The 18805-nt window shown below is 60.1% G+C and carries 13 protein-coding genes and 1 pseudogene; 11 read left to right on the plus strand and 3 right to left on the minus strand.

Features of this window, described 5'->3' with window-relative positions; translation table 11 throughout:
* From AC2FL1_RS13645 to AC2FL1_RS13660, 4 genes and pseudogenes are all read left to right on the plus strand, one after another.
* Nucleotides 1-315 (plus strand): annotated as a pseudogene (locus AC2FL1_RS13645) (transposase); the annotation flags it as partial.
* A gap of 452 nt (nucleotides 316-767) precedes the next feature.
* Entirely contained in the window at nucleotides 768-2204 is a 1437-nt protein-coding gene (locus tag AC2FL1_RS13650; RefSeq protein WP_496877308.1) for an FAD-binding oxidoreductase, read from the plus strand.
* A gap of 233 nt (nucleotides 2205-2437) precedes the next feature.
* Nucleotides 2438-6028, plus strand: a complete 3591-nt coding sequence (locus tag AC2FL1_RS13655) for an adenylate/guanylate cyclase domain-containing protein (RefSeq protein ID WP_496877309.1) — start codon at nucleotides 2438-2440, stop codon at nucleotides 6026-6028.
* A 29-nt stretch (nucleotides 6029-6057) separates the two neighbouring features.
* The gene (locus tag AC2FL1_RS13660; RefSeq protein WP_234145665.1) at nucleotides 6058-6315 is read left to right on the plus strand and encodes a DUF4242 domain-containing protein; all 258 of its coding nucleotides are present in this window, start codon (nucleotides 6058-6060) and stop codon (nucleotides 6313-6315) included.
* 150 nt (nucleotides 6316-6465) lie between these two features.
* Here the strand turns inward: AC2FL1_RS13660 and AC2FL1_RS13665 are convergent, their stop codons facing one another.
* From AC2FL1_RS13665 to pdxR, 3 genes are all read right to left on the minus strand, one after another.
* Nucleotides 6466-7965 carry an aldehyde dehydrogenase gene (locus AC2FL1_RS13665; RefSeq protein WP_496877310.1) on the minus strand — a complete coding sequence of 500 codons (1500 nt, stop codon included), beginning with the start codon at nucleotides 7963-7965 and terminating at the stop codon, nucleotides 6466-6468.
* Between the two features lie 16 nt (nucleotides 7966-7981).
* Nucleotides 7982-9154 carry an epoxide hydrolase family protein gene (locus AC2FL1_RS13670; protein ID WP_496877311.1) on the minus strand — a complete coding sequence of 391 codons (1173 nt, stop codon included), beginning with the start codon at nucleotides 9152-9154 and terminating at the stop codon, nucleotides 7982-7984.
* A 113-nt stretch (nucleotides 9155-9267) separates the two neighbouring features.
* The gene (pdxR, locus tag AC2FL1_RS13675) at nucleotides 9268-10731 is read right to left on the minus strand and encodes a MocR-like pyridoxine biosynthesis transcription factor PdxR (RefSeq protein WP_496877312.1); all 1464 of its coding nucleotides are present in this window, start codon (nucleotides 10729-10731) and stop codon (nucleotides 9268-9270) included.
* A 175-nt stretch (nucleotides 10732-10906) separates the two neighbouring features.
* On the opposite strand from pdxR, the gene AC2FL1_RS13680 reads away from it, so the two are divergent.
* The 7 genes from AC2FL1_RS13680 (at nucleotide 10907) to AC2FL1_RS13710 (ending at nucleotide 18805) form a co-directional block, all read left to right on the plus strand.
* Nucleotides 10907-11947, plus strand: coding sequence for a TRAP transporter substrate-binding protein (locus AC2FL1_RS13680; protein WP_234145661.1), 1041 nt, complete (start codon nucleotides 10907-10909; stop codon nucleotides 11945-11947).
* An 81-nt stretch (nucleotides 11948-12028) separates the two neighbouring features.
* Complete coding sequence (locus AC2FL1_RS13685; RefSeq protein WP_496877313.1) at nucleotides 12029-13318, plus strand: TRAP transporter large permease; 1290 nt, start codon at nucleotides 12029-12031, stop codon at nucleotides 13316-13318.
* Nucleotides 13319-13332: 14 nt separating this feature from the next.
* Entirely contained in the window at nucleotides 13333-13863 is a 531-nt protein-coding gene (locus tag AC2FL1_RS13690; RefSeq protein ID WP_496877314.1) for a TRAP transporter small permease, read from the plus strand.
* 401 nt (nucleotides 13864-14264) lie between these two features.
* Nucleotides 14265-15542, plus strand: a complete 1278-nt coding sequence (locus AC2FL1_RS13695; RefSeq protein WP_234145658.1) for an ABC transporter substrate-binding protein — start codon at nucleotides 14265-14267, stop codon at nucleotides 15540-15542.
* Nucleotides 15543-15616: 74 nt separating this feature from the next.
* Entirely contained in the window at nucleotides 15617-16741 is a 1125-nt protein-coding gene (locus AC2FL1_RS13700) for an iron-containing alcohol dehydrogenase (protein WP_496877315.1), read from the plus strand.
* 89 nt (nucleotides 16742-16830) lie between these two features.
* Complete coding sequence (locus AC2FL1_RS13705) at nucleotides 16831-17667, plus strand: helix-turn-helix transcriptional regulator (protein WP_496829355.1); 837 nt, start codon at nucleotides 16831-16833, stop codon at nucleotides 17665-17667.
* Between the two features lie 124 nt (nucleotides 17668-17791).
* Nucleotides 17792-18805: a branched-chain amino acid ABC transporter permease gene (locus AC2FL1_RS13710; RefSeq protein WP_496829357.1), complete on the plus strand. Its 1014-nt coding sequence runs from the start codon at nucleotides 17792-17794 to the stop codon at nucleotides 18803-18805.

Consider the following 18805-nt stretch of genomic DNA (forward strand, 5'->3'; position numbering starts at 1 on the left):
CAAACGTCAAATGGCTGCTCGGAGATCGCGGCTATGACGCCGACTGGTTCAGGGAAGCGTTGAAAGACAAAGGCATACGCGCCTGCATCCCCGGCCGGAAGCAACGCAAGACGCCGATCAAGTACGACAAGCGTCGCTACAAGCGGAGAAATCGCCCCTCTCGTGACATTGCTGCGCAATGCACTGCCGGGCAGTGATCGAGATCATGTTCGGCAGGCTCAAGGATTGGCGGCGTGTGGCGACCCGCTATGACCGCTGCCCCGAGGCGTTCCGATCGGCCTTCCCCTCGCGGCGACCGTCATCTATTGGTTATGAAGCCTTGAGGTGCCCCTAGCGACACCTCAAACATCAGGTCCGCCTGCCTACGCAGTGCTTCATGAGCCGCTGCAGTAAACCCACTGATCTTTTCCAAAGCATTCACTCGAAATCCGGCGCAGTATGTCGAGCCTTGGGTGTTTGCGCGGTGGGATGCCATATCGCGAATCCACCGAAGCGCAGCCCCTGACCGCGTCAACAAGCAAAGGGTTGTAGGTATCGAATCCCTGCTCGACGGTCGTCTCGGTTGCGAAGATCGCACTGGACCGCTGTACGTGGATCACATGGAAAACCTTATTCTAATAGGCCTTGCGGGCCGTGGGGCACACCGGTTCACCGATCTCGGATCGCGACGCGTCGAGTGTGATCAAGCTGACAGAAGCAGGGGAGAGAACTGTGTTACGCTACGTCAGAGGTGGCCTGCCGTCACCTCGAGGGTGGAGGAAAGCAAGATGACCAAGATCAACACAATGGACAACGGTTGCGTGTCAGTTGATGAGGCACTGATCGCAGACTTGGAGGCGTCATTGCGGGGTGACGTTTCGAGGCCCGGGACCCCTGGCTATGAGAGCGCCCGGACCATCTGGAACGCGATGGTCGACCGCAATCCGGGGCTGGTCATCCACGCGCGAGGGGCGAGCGATGTGCAGCATGCCGTGAGGTTCGCCCGCAAGAACAACCTCGTGATGTCCATAAGGTCCGGCGGTCACCAGATCGCTGGTCATGCGGTTGTCGATGGTGCCTTGCTGCTTGATCTTTCCGGGATGACATCGGTCGGTGTCGATCCCCTTGCCAAGACTGCGCGCGTCGAACCCGGTGCCCTGCTGAGCGACGTCGACAAGGAGAGTCAGGCCTATGGCCTGATCCTTCCGGTGGGGATCAACTCGACAACGGGAATTGCCGGTTTGACCTTGGGCGGCGGCTTTGGCTGGACGACGCGCAAGTTCGGCATGACCATCGACAACCTGTTGTCGGCCGAAGTTGTCACGGCAGATGGCGACATCATCACCTGTAGCAACAGCCATAACGCGGATCTCTTCTGGGCGTTGCGGGGGGGCGGCGGCAATTTCGGCGTCGTGACCGCCTTTCATTTCAGACTGCACGCGCTCGGACCCGAAGTGATGTCGGGGTTGATCGTACACCCGATCGAAGACGCGGTCTCGCTCCTGAATGAACTGCCCTCGATCACGGATACCGCAGATGATGGGCTGACCATATGGACGGTGATGCGCAAGGCGCCCCCGCTGCCCTTCCTCCCCGAAGAGTGGCATGGCAAGGAGGTTCTGATTTTCGCCGCCTGTTATGCGGGCGATATGGCCGAAGGAGAAAAGGCGATGGCGGGCCTGCGTTCTCTGGGCAATCCGATCGTCGATGTCATCGGTCCGCATCCCTTTGTCGGCTGGCAGGCCGCGTTTGATCCGTTGCTGACCCCGGGCGAGCGGAACTATTGGAAAAGTCACGATTTCGCAAGTTTGTCACCCGAGGCGATCGAGGTACTGGTCGCTGCTATTGGCGATCTGCCGGACCCGCAATCCGAAGTGTTCATCGCGCATGTCGGCGGAGCGATGGCACGTGTTGCACCAAGTGAGACGGCCTACCCGGAACGCTCGGCGCATTTCATCATGAACGTGCATACCCGTTGGAGTACGGCGGACAAGGACGATTTCTGCATCGGCTGGGCGCGCAAGCTGTTCGAAGACATGCGACCCTATTCGACGGGCAGCGCCTATGTGAACTTCATGCCAGAGGACGAGGTCGACCGTGTCGACAACGTCTATGGCGCCAACATGAAACGCTTGTCCGAGGTCAAGGCGAAATACGACCCCGATAATTTCTTTCGCTGCAATCATAATATTCGTCCTTCGGAAAACGTTGCCGCGGCGGAATAGCCTGACCTCTTTCAGGCCCGCAAACTCCGGAAACCGATGGTTCCGGCTTTCCGGGATTTGGCGTCGACCCACGGGTCGGCGCCTCTTTGGCCCACCCCGGATGCCGAAGACGGGTGCGATCTGCCGGGGCCTCTCTCCGGCGGGCCGTAATTTTTGTCCTGGCGTGTCGGGTGCTGTTGCGGAGGAAACCTGTCGTCTTGATCGGGGATCAGTAAATCAGCATGGTATCTGGCATGGATCTTGAGATCGACAAATGGCTGAACGGTCTGGGCTTGAGCCAGTACATTGATGCGTTTCGCGAGAACGATGTCGACAGTAGGATCGTGCCGCTTCTGACCAACGATGATCTGAAGGAGCTGGGCGTCAGCCTGGGGCACCGAAAACTGATCCTTGCCGCGATCCAGGGACTGTCGAGCGCATCCGCGACCCCCAAGACCCCTTCTGCTGAGGCGGGAGGTGATACAGGCGCGAGCGAAACCGGGGTCTCAGGCAGCGGTGCCGGCGCCACCGACAAGCCGGCCAGCGTGGCGGCTGCCGAGCGCAGGCATCTGACGGTACTCTTTACCGACCTCGTCGGCTCGACCGAACTGACCAATCGCCTCGACCCCGAAGACATGCGCGCCCTGCTTCAACGATACCAGGACGCGGTCGCGGGAGCGGCCAGTCGATATGGCGGATATGTTGCCAAGTATCTGGGCGACGGGTTGCTGATCTTCTTCGGATGGCCGCGTGCCTACGAAGACCATGCGGTACGTGCGATCAAGGCCGGTTTGGATGCGGTTCAGCGGGTGAGCGAACAGCACACCCCGGACGGGCAGCTCTTGTCCATTCGTATTGGCGTTGCCAGCGGCGAAGTCGTAGTCGGCGATACCATAGGCGAGAACACCTATGAGGAAGGCGCGATGACAGGGCCGACCCTGAACCTTGCCGCGCGCATACAGGAACACGCCCCGCCCAATACCATCGTCTTGCCCGAAGAGGGCACGGAGGCGTCGCTTCATCATATTTTCGAGTTCGAGCGGCTTGGCGAAAAGCATCTGAAGGGTTTCTCTTCACCGCGTGCTCTCTTGCAGGTCAAGGCCGAGCGCAATGCAGAGAGCCGGTTTCGCGCAGCCCATGGCGAAGACCTGTCCAGCATTCTCGTAGGGCGCACGCTTGAAACCGGGATACTCAAACAAGCATGGCAGCACGCAAAGGGTGGCAAGGGCGAAGTCGTCCTGCTCTCGGGCGAAGCCGGGATCGGCAAGTCGCGGATCACCGAAGATTTCCTGTCGGACAGCGCTATCCTCGAACAGGCCGATATCATCCGGCTGAACTGTTCTCCTTACCTGACCGGCAGTCCGTTCCATCCAGTTACCGAACGCATTTCACGGGACGCGGGTATCGCCCCCGACTTCGACGATGACCGGATACTAGAGCATGTAAGAGTGATGCTGGAGGCAAGACCGGGACTGGATTGGCAAAAGGTGCTGCCGGTGTTCGCGGCGTTGGTGGCACCACGCAGCAAGGTCGCGCGGGATGTGCTGGCGATGTCGCCGCAAGAGCAACGGGACCTCACCATTCAGACGCTGATCAACACGGTGAAGGTCCGGTCCAATGTGCGACCGGTCATCCTGTTTGTCGAGGATGCACATTGGATCGATGCCTCGACCAACGCGCTTCTTGATCGTTTCAAGGAGATTTGCTTTGACCTGCCCATGATGATCCTGATCACGCATCGGCCGGAATGGTCCCTTGATCGGACCGAGGGCGACGCGCATGTCCAGACGCTCCAGTTGCGCCGGTTCGAAGCGGATCAGGTCGCGGAACTGGTTCGGAACGTCTCGGGGCGGGAACCCGACCGGGAACTGATCGAAATGATCATCGAAAAGACCGATGGCGTGCCGCTTTTTGTCGAGGAACTGACCCGCGCGATCGGGGCCTCTGGCAGCACCGGCAATCTGTCTGTCCCGTCGTCGCTGAAGGGGGCGCTGATGGCGCGGCTGGATGCGGTTTCACAGGACGCAAAACAGGTCGCCTTGGCCGGGTCGGTGATCGGTCGCGAATTCGAACCTGCGCTGCTGACCGCATCGATCGACGACGCGCAGATCGACATACCTGCTTGTCTTCAGGAATTGCGCAGATCCGGGTTGATCTTCGAGAGCGGCCACAGTCGCGGGAACTACGTGTTCCGACATGCCCTGATCCGCGATACCGCTTATCAGTCGATGCTTGCCGCGACCCGCCGGCAACAGCATGCGCGGGTGGCCAAGGCATTGTCGCGATTGCGATATGCAGAGATCGAGCGCCAGCCGGAACTGGTCGCCCGCCATTTCACCGAAGCGGAAGACTGGCCGTCTGCCTTTGAACGGTGGCGATCCGCGACCGAACTGGCATTGGCCCGTTCGGCAAGTCGCGAGGCGATGTCGAACGCCAAAGAAACCCTGAAAGCGGCGCGGCACCTCGGCGGTGACGACACCGAAGAAGTCATTCGGGCAAAGATCCTCATCGGGCGCAGCTATGACAGCGCCGGTCATCTGCCCGATTGCATCGCGGTTCTTGAAGAGGCCTGGAACACGTCGCGGGCGATCCGGCATCCCGAGCTTGCCGCCGACGCCGCGAACCATTTTGCCGATACGGCGATGATGGCCAGCGACAAGCATGACAAGGCGATCCTTTTCTGCAATCAGGCGCTTAAGGACCTGCCAGAACAGGACGAAAGACGCCGTGTCGGGCTGCTGAGCCAACTTGCCCGTGCCTATATGTTCACTGGAGATTTCGAGAAAAGCGGCACATTCGGACGCGAAGCCATGGAACTTGCCGCCCAACTTGGTGACCACAAGGCTCAGTTTTCGGTGATGATGGCGCGCTATGGTTCACCTTTTGTCGCTCGCAGCAAGATCGAAAAGAAACATTGGCGCGACAACCTCAATGCCATGCGCCGCGTCGCTGAAAAGCTGGGGAACATTGATCAAGGGCGCGACCGAACACTGAGTTTGTTTGTCGGCGCCGAGATGGTGGACCGGCAATTGCTGGATCATTCTCTGGAATTGTTGACCGAGATCTCGGAGAAGGAAAATCACCTCCAACTCTATTGGGTGCAGGTTCATGCCCGCGCGATGGTTTCGATCCTGGACGGTGATTTCGAGTTGGCGGAGCGATATGCGAACGAGGCGGTGAAGATCGGTCGCCATACCCACGGCGAGCATGTCGAAGGCGTCTTTGGCGTGCAGATGTTCACCATTCGCCGCGAACAAAGCAGGCTTCACGAAGTGGCGCCAGTCATGAAGCGCCTGATGTCGGAAAGACCGGAAGACACGACATGGCAACCCGGCTTTGGGGTCATCGCTGCTGAATTGGGCTTCAAAGATGCGGCTGAGCGCATTCTGAATGACCTCGCCCAAACCGGGTTTGAACTGCCGCATGATGCGATGTATTCGACGACTCTTGCGTATCTTGCGGATATTTGCGTGGCGGTCGGGCAGGAGGAGCATGCCCAGACCGTCTATGACAAGCTTTTGCCCTATGAACAGCTGACGATAACAGCGGGTGCGGCGACGGTTTGCGCCGGGGCCGCCGCGCGACGGCTGGGCAATCTTGCCGCGTTGATGGGCGACTGGAATGCTTCCGACCACATGTTCGAAACCGCCATAGATATCGATACCCGGATGAAGGCCCCCCCGTGGATTGCGCACAGCAAGGCCGCCTATTCGGCGGCACTGCGGCGTCGCGGACGAAAAGAGGACATGAAGCGGGCCTTGCAACTAGAGGCGGAAGCGTTGGCAACAGCACAAAAAATGGGTATGGTTTCCCTAAGGGGCAAGCTTGAAACCTCGGCGATCTAAGACCGAAATGCCCGTTTTGGGAGGATTTGATGCCAAGATTTATTATTGAGAGGAACTTTGCCGAAAAGCTGGAGGTCGACGACGAAGCAAAGAAGCACATCAAGTCGATCAACGACGAGGAAGGCGTCGAGTGGATCTTTTCGTTTCTGAGCGCAGATAAGCGGAAAACCTATTGTCTTTACGAGGCTCCGGACGAGGAGAGCCTACGCAAAGCGGCGGAAAGGTTGAGCATTCCAGCAGATGTTATCACACCGGTCGACAGGCTCGATCCAGGCATCTTCGCCTGATCTTTGTCGCAATGTCCGCGACAACATGTCGGGGCCGGGGCAATTTGCGGTCAGGCGCCGGGCATTGCGCGCCAACAGACCCGGCATGAACCGTGCCGCCTGATTGTCCCCTCCATCCGGTCAGTGGCCTTTCAGCGCGATGACCCCGGCTTAGCCTGATCCGGGCTTTGTCTGAATCCATATCGTCTTTGTCTGAAGGTATTGTTCAAGTGCCTCGGTGCCGTTGTCCCGCGCCATCGACCCTGACTGCTTATATCCGCCGAACGGCGTCTTGATGTCTCCTTCGGAGAAACCATTGACCGATACCGTACCGCATGGAAGCGACCGGGCGAAATTTATCGCGCGGTCGATGTCCTTGGTAAAAACGGTGGCATGCAATCCGTAGTCGGTATCCCGTGCAATCGCCAACGCCTCTTCCGGCGTTGCGACAGGCATGATGCCCAGAACCGGACCGAAGATCTCGTCGCGTGCGATCTTCATGCCGGGTGACACGTTCCGGAACACCGTCGGTTCGATGAAATAGCCGGGCAGCTCACTGTTGCCGCCCATGATTTTGTCCGCGCCCTCGTCCACACCGCTCTGGATAAAGGACAGTACCGTTTCCTTGTGATCCTTCGTGATCATCGAGCCGATATCCGTCGCAGGGTCCAGCGGATCCCCAAGGGTGAAGGACCGAACGCGCTCCACCATGCGGGTCGTGAACTCTTCTACCAGCGGGGCCGCGATCAACTGGCGCATGTTTGCCGAACAGTTCTGGCCGCCGTTCCAGAAGGCCGACATTGCCGCGTGTTCGATCAACTCGTCGTCGATTGCTGCATCTGCGAGCACGATGAAGGGGCTTTTGCCGCCCATCTCGAGCCCCACGCCCTTGAGGTTGCTGTCGCCGGAATACCGCATGAACATGCGTCCCACCTCGGTCGAGCCGGTAAAGGAAACCGTGTCGATGTCGTTGTGCAGGCCGATTGCTGCCCCTGCGGTTTCGCCAAAACCCGGCACGATGTTGATGACGCCTTCCGGCACCCCCGCCTGCTGCATCAGTTCCGCAAGGCGGATTGCCGTCAGTGGCGTTTGTTCGGCGGGCTTGATCACGGCCGAGCAGCCGACCGCCAGCGCGGGCGCGATCTTCCAGGCTGCCATCACAAGCGGGAAGTTCCACGGCAGCACCGCCCCCGCGACACCAGCGGGTTCACGAGTGATCAGAGCCATGGCTCCCGGTCCGGTCGGAGCAATCTTGCCAAATGTCTTGTCGGCCAGTTCGGCGTACCACTGGAAGAACTTCGGCACCTCGCCACCGATTTCCTCCATACAGTCGTTGATGGTCTTGCCCGTATCAAGGCTTTCCAGAACCGCCAGTTCGTGGACGTGTTCGCGAACCAGTTGCGCGACCTTCAGCAGAACCTGTTTGCGTTCTTCGGGCTCCGCGCGCGACCATGTGCCCGCGTCGAAAACACGCCGCGCCGCCACCACCGCGCGGTCGACATCGGCGGCCTTGCAATGCGCCACCTCCGCCAGAACCTGACCGGTCGCCGGGTTGGTGGTTTCGAATTTTCCACCATCTGCCGCGTCACAGAAGGTGCCATCGATGAAGGCCCGCCCGTTTGGTGTCAGTTTGCTGGCGATTGCCTGAAATTCGGCATGCGAAAGCGTCATCTGGGTCTCCTTCGGATTAGGTACGCAGGCTGCGCGCAAAAGTGCGAATGTCGTTCAGCAGCATCTCGGGCTCTTCCATTGCGGCGAAATGGCCGCCGCGCGGCATCTCGGTCCATTGGGTGATGTTGTAGATGCGCTCGGCATAGGACCGGGGCGGCCAGCGCAACATCTCGGCCGGAAAAACGGCGCAGGCGGTCGGCACCTCGACCCGCTTGCCCTCGGGCGACAGGATCCGCCCGCCTTCCTCGCGCCGTCCGTAATAGATCCACGAGGCGGTGTTGAACGACCGTGTCACGATATAGATCATGATGTTGGTGAGCAGTTCGTCCTTGCTGTGGGCGTCCTCGATGCGGCCCACGGGCACGTCGGACCAGTCGTGAAATTTCTCGATCAACCAGGCCGCGATGCCCACTGGGCTGTCCATCATCGCATAGCTGAGCGTCTGGGGGCGCGTTGCCTGTTGCGTACGGTAGCCGTTCTGCATGATCTGATCGGCATCGAATTGTCGGGCCCAGGCGGTTTCCTCGGGTGTCCGGGGGCCATCGGGGTGGCGCATGGTCAGAACATTGATGTGGATCGCCTGGCAGGCGGGGGCATGTTCATATCCAAGCCAGGAACAGATTGCACCGCCCCAGTCTCCTCCCTGAGCAAGATAGCTGTCAAAGCCAAGCCTTTCGGTCATCAGTCGGTTGAGAACGCTGGCCATCCTGCGTGGACCGAAGGGGCGTGGCGGGCGCCCGGAAAAGCCGAAGCCCGGCAACGACGGGGCGATCACGGTAAACGCGTCATCAACACAGCCTCCAAAGCGTTCCGGATGCGCCAGCGGTTCGATCAGGCTCAGGAACTCGGCGACCGAGCCAGGCCAACCATGGCTGATCATCAGGGGCATCGGGTTTTGGCCGCTTCCGATCTCATGAATGAAATGCAGGTCGATCCCGTCGACCTTGGTCTTGAACTGAGGAAAGGCGTTCAGCCGGGCCTCCTGCTCGCGCCAGTCGAACTCCTCGATCCAATAGTCGCAAAGCTGTTTCATGTAGTCGAGGTTGGTGCCGTAATCCCAACCGCCGTCATCGGGCATTTCGTGCCAAGGGTATTGCGCGACGCGAGATCGTATCTGCGCCAGCACCTCATCAGGAACATGGCATTCAAAGCTGCAAACCGACTTCTCAGTGTCCGAACGATCTTTCAAAACGGGGTCCCCGATCTTCCTGGCCATGAGCCAATCCCTCGCCAGTTAACTGACTTGGTCGCGCTACGGCGAGAGACAGGTGACGAAATTCGAAGGGACAGATCGCGGTCGGCCTACAACAGCTCTTTCACTTCGGCCGCGATGATCTCGACACCGGCGTCCAGTTTCGACACCGGAACATAGGCAAAGCCGAGCCGGAAACTGCAGCGGTCATTCATGCTGAGATAGTAGTCCTGTCCGCGGTCGACCAGCACGCCCCTGGAGCGTAATCGCAGGGCAAGCTCGGAGGCGTCGAACCCTTGTGGCCCCGTCAACCAGAACGAGGTTCCACCCTTGGAATCGGTGCGGCGCAACATGTCCAGATGCCGGGTGATCGCCCGGTTCATGGCGTGCCAGCGCTTGTTATAGCGCCGCTCGATATTGCGCAGATGGGAATCGTAATGGCCAAGCTGAAAGAACAGCGCGACGATCTCCTGCACGATGGTCGGCGGATGGCGCATCATAACGCCGCGCGCGATGCGGGCTTCACGGATGATGTCCCGATGCGCCACTATGAAGCCAAGACGAATGCCCGGCGAAACGGTCTTGGACAGACTACCCACATAGATCACGCGCCCGGTCCGATCCATGGCCCGCATGGACGGTGAGGACGCGGCGACATAGTTCATTTCCGCCTCGTAATCGTCCTCGATGATCAGAAAGTCCTTGGCTACCGCTGCTTCCAATAGCGCCTCGCGTCGTTTCTGGCTCATTGTGACCATGGTGGGAAACTGGTGGCTTGGCGTGGTAAAGACCAACTGGCAGCCTGCGGGGATGGCATCTGGGACGATGCCGTCATCATCGACCTCCACACCGATCAATTCGCTTCCCGCTAGCCGAAAGGCATTGCGGGCACCGAAGAACCCGGGGTCTTCGAGGGCTATCGGCTTGCCGGACCGGGCAAAGATGGTGCCCAGGATGTAGAGCGCGTTTTGCGACCCCAAGGTGATCAGGATCTCGTCGTCATCCGCATAAATGCCGCGTGTGTTCAGCAACCGCTGGCGCAACTGCTGGATCAGCCTTGGGCTGTCGCTTTCGACGGAATCGCTGGCCCAGATCGGCATCTGCTTGCGGCCAAGCGCCTGACGCGTGCATTCCCGCCAGCCATCGACCGGGAACAGGTCCGGGTCGATCTGGTTGTAGATGAAGGGGTAGGGATATTTGTGCCAGTCCAGCGGATTGACCACGGGCATCAGGTTGCCGGGTTGGAACGTCACCGGACAAGACACCGGCTGACAGTCGTTCTGGTATTCCCTGGACTGAGCCTTTTGCAGGGCCGCCGTCTGTGGAGCCACGAAATACCCGGAGCGGTCGCGCGACACCAGGAGTTCGAGGTCGACCAGCCGGTTATAGGCGGCGAACACCGTGTTGCGTGAAACGCCAAGTTGTTCGGCCAGGTCCCGGCAAGAGGGCAGAGGGCGGTCATGGGCAAGGGATTCAGACGTGATCGCGGCGCTGATCATCTCGCAAATCTGGTCCCGCAGGCTCAGGGGTGATTTTTCGGGCAGCTTCAGGAATTTTGGTGTCGCTGATGCCAATCGCTGTCCTTTCGTCCTGTCTCCTTGATCGGTTCGAACCATAGAGCCTGCCGGGACAGCCTGTCAGGTTCTATCCGATCTGTCCCTTTCTTTCAGACGATCTGTCACTTTCTTTGGGTCGAACCGCCGTGAAAGATGAGCCCAACAACAAAAACTTTCGACGGGAGCGACAATGATGAGACTGAAGACCCTAGGAAAGGTATTCTGCCTGGCCAGTGCCATGGCGCTGTCGGCCGGTGGGGCCAGTGCCGAGAAGGTTCTGAAACTGGGAACCGTCGGCTTTATCGGCATGCCAATCGGTGACGCCATCGATCAAGCACTGATCCCGACACTGGCAGAGGTTTCGGGTGGCAAGCTGAAGATCGAACCGCATTACCGCAAGTCGCTTTGCAGCGAGCAGAGCTGTGGCGAGCAGGCCAATCAGGGCCTGTTGGCGCTGTGGACCAGTTCGACAGCGAATTTCGGCAACTTTGGCACCGCCCTGGCCATCTTCGACCTGCCGTATATCTTCAAGAGCATCGAGGATGCCGACCGTATCTCGTCGGAATGGCTGGCCGAACAGCAATGCCAGATTGCGGCCGACGAGGCGGGGCATGTCTGCTTGACCGTCTATTCCTCTGGCGGTTTCCGGCAGCTCGGGAATGCCCATGGCCCGGTTCATGTGCCCGGTGACATGGAAGGCATCAAATGGCGCGTCACCAAGAGTCCGATCGAATACACGCTGGTCAAGAACTGGGGGGCGGTCCCGGTGCCCTATGATTGGGCGCAGCTGTACCAGGGGCTGCAAACCGGCGTCGTCTCGGGTCAGTATGTCGCTACACCCTGGCAGCACGTCGCCAAGCTGCACGAGGTCGCGCCCTATTTCACCGAGATCGGTGGGTCATGGTCGGGCAATCAGCTCTCCATCGACAAGCGCCAGTATGACGCGCTGACTGACGAAGAGAAGGCGTGGCTGCATACCGCAGCGAAAGCCTTTGGCCAGAAGGTGCAGGAACTCGACCGTGCCTGGGTCGAGGCGGGCGAGACCGAAATCAAGAAAACCGCCAAGGAATGGTATGTCCCGACGGAAGAGGAACTGACCCAGTGGCGCGCCGGGGCCATCGACGCCTGGCTGAACGCCAAGGGTACATATGATCCCGCCACCGCCCGCCGCGTTCTGGAAGAGCAGGGCATGACCGGCTTTATCGCGCAACTCGAGGAAGCCGGCGCACTCTAGGCGAACCGGCAGGACAAACAGGCAAAGATGGCGCGGAGACCCTTCGCGCCATCAATGTCTAGGGGTGGGTAGGAAAACTGGATGCAAAGCGTATTGCTTCTGATCATTTTGGTTGTGCTGATCATGCTGGGGGCGCCGGTCGGCTTTACCATGATCCTGATCCCGGTGGTCTATATCCTGATCACCGATGCCGCGCCGATGATCCTGATCCCCAGCCAGATGTTCAGCGCCATCGACTCGGTTCCCCTGACAGCGATCCCCTTCTTCATGCTGACGGGCGAGTTGATGACCTCGGCCACCATCACCGACCGGCTCGTGGATTTGAGTCAGCGGATCATTGGGCGAATGCGCGGCAGCATGGCCCAGGCCAATGTGCTGGTCAGCATGTTCTTTGCCGGAATGAACGGTTCGGTCGTGGCCGACACGGCGACGGTCGGTTCGCTTCTGGTGCCGGGGATGAAGAAGGCGGGATACCCGCCCGAATTCGCCGCCGCCATCACCGCCGTCAGTTCGACCATCGGCGGTATCATCCCGCCCTCGATCATGATGATCGTGCTGGCCAATGCCGGTGGTATCTCGGTGGGCGCGCTGTTCGCGGGCGGGATCGTTCCGGGGCTGATGATCGGCGGGCTGCTGATGGCGATCAACTACGTCATCGCGCGACGAAATAATTTCGAACGCAGTGATGAGCCGTTCAGCCTGAAGGGCATCGCCATCGCCGGCTACAAATCCTCGTTCGCACTATTGATCCCGCTGGTGCTGGTCGGTTCTGTCGTGTTCGGCATCGCCGGTGTTGTCGAGGCGGGTGCTTTGACGGCCACCATCGCGCTGTTCGTGGGACTTTTCATCTATCGCACCATCACCTGGAGCAACTGCAAGAGCGCCTTTGTGCGTGCCTTTCGCAATTCGGCCATGGTGTTCATCATCATCGCCGCTTCTGGCCCGTTCAGCTGGCTGCTCACGTCACTGGGCGCCATCGGCCAGTTGGAACAGTGGTTGCTGGGCTATACCTATAATCCGCTGGTCTTTGCGCTGGTTCTGGTTCTGTTCATCTGCCTACTGGGCATGGTGATGGATTCTGCCGCCAACATCATCGTCGTGGGGCCGGTTCTGGTCGATGTCATGGTCCAGGCTGGGTATCCCGATGTGCAGGCGGCGCTTGTCGTGGTGGTCGGGTTCCTGATCGGGTCCGTCACCCCGCCGGTGGGTGTTGCCTTCTTTACCGCCGGGGCCATCGCAGAGGTCCGGCTGGAAAAGGTTGCCATCGCAATGCTGCCCTATCTGGCTGCGCTGTTCGCGCTGCTGTTCGTGTTGATCGTGGTGCCGGGCTTTACCATGTATTTGCCGCGCGCCCTGGGTTTTGCGGGTTGAGAAAGGGAGAGCCGATGATCGCCGCCATCCGTTTCGTCGACAGCATCGTCAGAAAGATTTTGACAGCCTTTTGCGCAGTTTTGCTTTTGGCCATGGTGGCCTTTACCGTCTACTCGGTCGTCATGCGCTATGTCTTCAAGGACCCACCGATCTGGGGGGACCTGCTGACGGTTCTCAGCAATATCTGGCTGGTCTTCTTTGCGCTTGCGCTGACCGTGCGTGACAAGGATCACATCGCGCTTGACCTGATCTACGACTGGTTGCCCGGCAAGGTCGCATTTGCGATCCGGCAATTCTGGAGCGCGATCATCTTCTGCCTTGGGCTTGTCATGATCGTCTGGGGCATCGAGGCAGTACAGACAATGGGCGGAAAATATTGGGAAATGTGGTACTTCGCCTGGGAGGACGGCGGCATCGTCTTCAAACCCAATTACATGCCCAAGAAATATGCCGTCGCAATCGTGCCGATCTCGGGCGTTCTCGTCTGCGCAGCAGCAATCGCGTCGATCATCGAGGACAGCTTGCGCCTGCGACGCGGAAACTGAGCGCGGTTCAAGCAGCTGGATGTGGCCAACCAGCACCGCACGCCGCACGTGACGATCACGCGCGACACCTGAAGGCCGGGATGCTGTCAAAGTCAGGAGCCGCTGACGCGGCGCGGTCGCATTTTTTCCGATGATGCCTTGTGTAACAACGCTACCAGTTGCGGTCCGAACCCGTTAGGCCGCCACCGGCTTTCTGACCGGGGCAGGGCGCCGTCTCTGCTCGTTTCAGCATCAACTCTTGATATCCGAGGCTCGGGGTCGCCGTCTTTCGGCGGGCAATCCGGGATAATTTGAGACTGTGGGGTACGGCGCGTGATCTCCCGGTATGGTGTCGGCGGGGTGTCTTTCGCAGGCTTTGGCGATGCCGGCAGGGCCGGTCGACAGACAACTGGGAGGACGACATGACAACGAAGACATCCGCGGTGGCCTCCGCGATCCTCGCTGCCGGTGCCTTGTATGGGCAGGTGGTTGTGGCCGATCAGGACCCGATCAGGATCGGGTTGCTGGTCACACAGGAAGGGACGTTTGCCAAAGCTGGCTCCGATGGCATTCGCGGATTCGAACTGGCCCTGCGTCAGGCGGATTCCATGGCCGGCGGGCGGGCAATCGAATGGGTGCTTGGGCCGACCGATGGCAAGCCAGACACCGCACTGCGCGCTGCCCGAAAACTGGTCGAAAGCGATGGTGTCGATCTGATCATCGGGCCGCTTTCGGGCTCGGAGGGGATCGCGATGCGCGACTATGCCAAGACCGTGCCGGACATCACCATCATCAACGGCGTGTCCTCGGCTATGGAGACGACCTTTGTCGATCCCGCCCCGAACTTCTTCCGCTTCAACATCCAGGGCGCGCAGGCGGGGTACGGTCTGGGAAGTTATGTGGTCAATGAAAAGGGCTGGACACGGGTTGCCACGGTGGCGGCGGACTATTCCTTTGGCTACACCAACTTTCTTGGCTTCGCGGCCGATTTCTGCCGGGCCGGTGGTGAAATCGCCGAACGGTTCTGGGTGCCGCTGGGCAGTTCGGATTTCGGGTCGGTCATTGCGGCCATGCCTGACGATATCGACGCGATCTATCTGGGCGTCGGTGGGACCGATGCGATCAACTTTCTGAACCAGTACGAACAGGCCGGCGCAGAAACCAACCTGATCGGATCGTCGATCATTGCCGACCAGAGCGTGCTGACCGCCAAGGGCAGTGCCAAGGAGGCGCTGATCGGCACACCGGCGGCTGGATGGCAGGCCGCCGATTCCGATCTTCCCGAGTGGCAGGCGTTCGTTGCCGCTTATCAGGGAGCTTGGCCGGAGAACGAGCGCTTCCCGTCTCCGTCGCTATTCGCCTCGCTCTATTACAACGCGACGGTGGCCACGTTGACCGCACTCGACCAGGTCGAGGGGGATCTGGGTGGCGGCCAGCAGGCTTTCCGCGAGGCTCTGGCGGCGGTCGAGCTCGACTCTCCGCTGGGCCATATCAAGCTGGATGAAAACCGGCAGGCGATCGGCTCGGTCTATATCTCTGAGGTCGTTGAAAACGAGGACGGCACTGGCCTGACATCGCGGATGGTCTCGCGCACCGACAACGTGAACGCCACCTTTGGCCTCTCGACCGAGGAGTTCATGACGAAGGTGGGATTGCCGTCCCGCGACACGCCCGATTGCGACGCGCTGCGCGGGAACTAAGCCATCGTGAAATCATACACGGGCGGCGCATACCGCCCGTGTCGACCCTGTTGCAAGGCTTGTCCGGGATGCAAATGCCGCCGATCCGACCGAGAATACACTTTCTTGACTCAGGTCTCGATGAGGTACTTCAGGCCGAGCTGGAGTTCTTGCGTGTCTTTCGACCGTTGATCGTCACGGATGTGACAGCCAGCGACCCGCGTCTTTTCGAGGAATGCCTTGAGGGCGCAAGCGCGGCGAGCGCTGATCCCGAAAAGGCAAGGCTGGCCGTCCACCGCATCGAGGCGCGGGCCAACATGGGCGATACGCGCGCCATCGCCCGCCGGTTGTTTACCGAAGGACGCGATGGAATTGTCGCATTTGGCGGACGTGACGCGATCGACAGCTGCAAATACGCCGCGCGGGACTTTGCGCGCGTGCGCCCAGAGCTGCGTCGCCGGCTCGAAGATGGTCCGTCGATTCCGCTGATCGTCGTTCCCACCACACCAGCGGACGGCGCCGGTTTGCGACCCGCGGTGCGGATCGGTGATTTCAACGGGCATTTCCAAAGCTGCCGAGATGAAGCCTTTGTCCCTTCGGCGCTGATCTGCGATTCCAGGTCCTACAGCGATCTTGACGTCACCGATGCGATCTGCGCGGAATTCGACGTGGTCGTGCATTGCATTGAAACGCTGGCCAGATCCCGGTTGAGCCCTCCGGCCAAAAGCATGGCGATCGACGGTTTGCGACGGGCCTGGCGACTTCTGAAGCGGCGGGCTGCGGGGGCTAACCCCTCCTCCTCGGGAGAGGCGGTGTTTTCGGCAGCGGTGAATGGCGCCTTGGCCGAGGATGGCGGCCTGGGCGCCATCCATGCGCTGGCGCTGGCCATCGAAGAGGATCAGAGCGCGCCACACCCGCATGGATATTTCCATGCAGCGGTTTTTAAACCGGTAATGGCCTTCAACGCGCCGGCGATGGACAGGATCATGCCGGATATCGAGGACGCGATGGAGTGTTCAGGCGGTGCAGCTGGGATCGTCGCAACGGTGTCGGAACTGGCCGCAAAGCTGGGGCTGCCGGTCGCGCTGGACGAGTTGGGTCTGGATCGTGCCGCCCGGGCACGGATCGCCAGTGCCGTTTCCGGCGATGTGGCCAACACCACCAATCCAAGGCGCGTGCGCAAGGCTGACTACAAGGCCATTCTGTGCGGGAGCGAATGAGAAGTTTTTTATCAGAACCACGTATTTCTGGTATGGTTTCGCGGTTGCCGGACTGACGAGGGGGCGTCGCCTAGCAGGGAGGAGAAGGGATGAGCAAGGCTTTGGCTGCTTTTAGGGGCGACTATGGTCGGGTGTTTCTGTTTCAGCTCGACCGGGAGCTCGTCGTGCATGCCCATCGCGAGGGGCATCTTCTTTTTCACATCGACGGCGCACCTGCCGAGATGATCGTAGAGGATCGCGCCTATGACCTGAAATGCGGCAACGGGGTTGCCGTCAATCCGTGGCAGCCACATTTCTTTCGCCCCTGCATTCCGGGCGAGGAAACCATGGTCCTTGTTCTGTATATCGATCAGAAATGGTTTCTTCAGGCCAGCGGTCCCTTGTCACCATCGCTGCGTTATGGTCGTTCCGAGATCGAGGTGGACGATTTCCTGCGCACCGCAAAACACAGCATGGTTCGAGGGATGATGGACCCCAATACCGAAGCCGCCGTGCTGGAGGATATCTTCCGGCAGCTCGCTTTCGGCAGCTACGAGCAGAGCTGGCAATGGACGCCAGAGGCTGACGGGGCTCCGGGGGAACAGTCCAGGATGATCGATTTCCGAATCCGGAAATCGATCCGGCTGCTTGCCGAGGTGCCGTTCGAGGAAACCTCTCTGGACGATGTTGCCCGGACAGTCGGGCTGTCGCGTGCGCATTTCTATCGCATGTTCCGCGATCAGATCGGCGTTACACCAAATGTCTACCTGAACGCGCTGCGGATGGAGAAAGCCATCGACCGGTTGCTGCTGTCCTCTGACACCGTGGCCGAGATCGGACATGACTTGGGCTTCTCCAGCCAGGCCAGTTTTACCCGCTTTTTCACGTCCAACGGGGTCCTGCCGCCCAGCGAGTACCGTCGCGCTGTGGTCTGTGAGATCGCCTGAGGTGCTTTTTGCGACCCCGTGCGCAGTCGTGAGACTGCCGGGTATGCCCACAAGCAGGTACGTTTCCTATCCTTCCTGACAACACGCGCGGGCACATCTGAACCCGCGCATCGGGGAGGATGTCATGAGCGAGTTTGCTCGGAAACAACCGGTCTGGACGGGCCTGGCCGTTCTGGTCGTGCTTTTTGCGGTATGGGCAATCTTTGCGCCCTGGCCCGAAGGGTTCGAGGACATATTTGGCCGAAAGAAAGTATTCCTGAACGCCTTGTTCAGCGGCATCACGCTGGGCGCCTTGTACTTCCTGGTCGCATCGGGGTTCACGCTGATATTCGGATTGATGCGCAACGTCAATCTCGCGCATGGCTCGCTGTACCTGCTCGGGGGCTACGTCGGCTACGAGTTCGCGGAATGGACGGGGCTGTGGTTGTTGTCCTTCGTCGTGGTGTTTGTTGTCGTCGGCTGTGTCGGCATTGCCATGCAGTATCTGGTATTCCGCCGGCTCGAAGGGCAGGACCTGCGCCAGACGCTGGTGACCATCGGAATTTCGGTTGTTGCGGCTGATATCATGCTCTGGATCTGGGGCGGGCAATCCTATCAGGTGCTGTCGCCGGACTGGTTGAGTGGGCCGATGCAACTGCCGCTCGTCACCGGATACAACCGCGAGGGCGCGCTGGTCTATCTTAAATACCCCAAGGTTCGACTGGCGATCCTGGTGGCTGCGATTGCTATCGGCGTCGGCATCTGGCTGGCCCTGAACCGCACCCGTGTGGGCATGGTGATCCGCGCGGGCGTTGATGATCGCGACATCCTGGGCGCGATGGGCGTGCCGATCGGGCCGGTCTTTCTGGGGGTCTTCGCGTTTGGCGCCGGGCTTGCCGGGATGGCGGGGATCGTCGGTGGTACCTTTCAATCCATCGCGCCCGGGGAGGACACGCGCTTTCTCATGGCCTCGCTGGTCGTGGTGATCGTGGGCGGCATGGGGTCGGTGCAGGGGGCGGCCATCGGCGCGTTGCTGATCGGCTTGGCCGAACAATTGGGCTCGGTCTACATGCCGACCTATGCGGTGGTGCTGACCTTCCTGATCATGGCGGCTGTACTGGCTTTCCGCCCGCAGGGCCTGATGGGGCGGAGGGGCTGA

The sequence above is a fragment of the Ruegeria sp. YKSF070 genome, assembly GCF_059612725.1.